Source organism: Corallococcus sp. AB049A, from assembly GCF_003668885.1.
Lineage (GTDB): Bacteria > Myxococcota > Myxococcia > Myxococcales > Myxococcaceae > Corallococcus > Corallococcus interemptor.
This window is the reverse complement of sequence record NZ_RAWL01000696.1, coordinates 1-2,465: the sequence shown is the minus strand read 5'-3', so window position 1 is coordinate 2,465 and position 2,465 is coordinate 1. Positions and strand designations below refer to the sequence as shown.

Here is a 2,465-nt window from a genome sequence, read left to right as displayed (position 1 = left end):
GAGCACCAGGCGGGTGATGCCCCGGTGGGGCACGCAGACGCCCTTGGGGCGGCCCGTGGAGCCCGAGGTGAACATGACGTAGGCCAGCGCTTCACCGTCCACGTGGATGTCCGGCGCATGCGTGGGCAGTGCGGCAATCTCAGCGGACTGCGCATCCAGCCAGACGCGTGTGCCGGAAGCAGGCAGCAGTGAAGCGAAGGGCTGGTGCGTAAGCGTCACGCTGACGTCCGCGTCCTCCAGGAGTGCGGCGATACGCTCCACAGGGGCATTGCGATCCACGGGGACGAAGGCTGCGCCCACCTTGAGGATGGCGAGCAGGGCCGTTACCAGCTCGAAGGAGCGTTCGACGGCAAGGCCCACGCGTGCACCCGGGCCGATGCCCAGGCCGCGCAGGTGATGGGCCAGTTGGTTCGCACGGGCTTCGAGCTGCGCATACGTCAGCGTCACTTCGCCCAGTACCAGGGCCACTGCGTCGGGCGTGCGCTGGGCCTGCTGGGTGAAGTGCACGTGGACGGGGATGTCCGTGGGGCTGACAGCGGCCGTGTCATTCCACTCCACCAGGATGCGCTGACGTTCCACTCCCGTGAGCAACGGCACTTCCGCCATGGGCTGCTCGGGCTTCGCGGCCACGGCCTCCAGCATCGTGCGCAGGTGGCTCGCCATCCGCTCCACGGTGCTCTGCTTGAAGAGGGCGGTGCTGTACTCCAACGTGCCGTGCAGGCCTTCGGGCGTCTCCGTGAAGAAGACGCTCACGTCGAACTTCGACGTCGAGTGGGTGGCCTCCAACCTCCGCAGCCGGAGGTCCGTCAGCCGCACGTCCTCCGTGGGCACGTTCTGGAGCGCGAGCAGCGTCTGGAAGAGCGGCGTGTGGCTGAGGCTTCGCGTGGGCTGCAGGGCCTCCACCAGCTTCTCGAAGGGCACCTCCTGGTGCTCATAGGCCTCCAGCACCGTGGCGCGCACCTGCTGGAGCAACGCACGGAAGGACTGATCCGCATCCACCTTCGCGCGCAGGACGAGCGTGTTGACGAAGAAGCCGATGAGGCCTTCGGTCTCCGCGCGCGTGCGGCCCGCGATGGGCGAGCCCACGCTGAGGTCCTGCTGTCCCGTGTAGCGAGCAAGCAACCCCTGCCAGGCCGCGAGCAGCACCATGAAGAGCGAGCCGCCTTCCTGGTGTGCCAGTCCACGCAGGGCTTCCGTCAACTCACGCGACAGCGTGAAGCCCAGGGTCGCGCCCGCGGTGCTCCGGATGGCTGGTCGGGGGAAGTCGGTGGGCAGCTCCAGCACGGCCGGAGCGCCAGAGAGCTTCGCCTCCCAGTAGGCCATCTCCTGCCGCAGCGTCTCACCCGAAAGCGTGCGGCGCTGCCAGTCGGCGTAGTCCGCGTACTGCACCGGCAGCGCGGGCAGTGGTGACGGCTGTCCGGCGGCGAAGGCCTCGTAGAGGGCCGAGACTTCACGCACCAGCACGCCCAGAGACCAGCCGTCGGAGACGACGTGGTGCATTGTGACGACGAGGACGTGCTCGCGCCCGGAGAGCTTGAAGAGCAGCGTGCGCAGGAGCGGCCCGGTGCGCAAATCGAAGGGCCGGCGCATCTCCGCTTCCACGCGGACCCGCGTCTCGGGCTCGCGCTGGGGCTCGGGAAGGTCCGAGAGGTCCACGAGGGCCAGGGGCTGGTGGCTGTCGGGATGGATGATCTGGACCGGTGCTCCCTCCACCTGCGCGAAGGTGGTGCGCAGGGCTTCGTGCCGGCGCACGACTTCCTGCAGGGCGTGCTCCAGCACGTCGGCGCGCAGGTGGCCCTCCAGCCGGACGGCGACGGGCATGTTGTAGAGCGCGCTGCCCGGCTCCAGTTGGTCGATGAGCCACAGCCGCTGCTGGGCGAAGGACAGCGGCAGGGGTCCGTCATGGGAGACACGTGTGATCCGCGCCGTGCTCGTGCGGGTGAGCCCCGCCAGACGCGCCGCTAGGGCTTCCACGGTGGGGGCCTCGAAGAGCGCGCGCAGGGGCAGCTCCACGCTGAACGCGGCACGCACTCGCGAGACCACCTGGGTCGCCAGCAGCGAGTGACCGCCCAGATCGAAGAAGGAATCCTTCATGCCGACCTGCGGCACGCGCAGAACGGCTGCCCAGATGGCCGCGAGCTGCTCCTCAGTGGGATTCCGCGGCGCGACGTAGGTGGAGGCGGCTGCACCGCTCTGGGGCACGGGGAGCGCCTTGCGGTCCACCTTGCCGTTGGTGTTGAGCGGCAGGGCTTCCAGCACCAGGAAGGCGGAGGGCATCATGTACTCGGGCAGGTGCTGCTTGAGGAATGCACGCAGCTCGGTGGTGTCCAGGGGCGCTCCCGCCTCGGGGACGGCGTAGGCGACGAGTCGCTTGTCACCGGGCACGTCCTCGCGAGCCAGCACGACGGCCTGATGCACGGCAGGGTGCTTCAGCAGGCAGGACTCGATTTCACCCAGCTCGATGC

The 2,465-nt window shown here is 69.0% G+C and carries 1 protein-coding gene; it reads right to left on the bottom strand.

Features of this window, described 5'->3' with window-relative positions:
- On the bottom strand, positions 1 to 2,465 hold a 2,465-nt coding region (locus D7X55_RS38365), incomplete at both ends, for a condensation domain-containing protein (protein WP_147470393.1).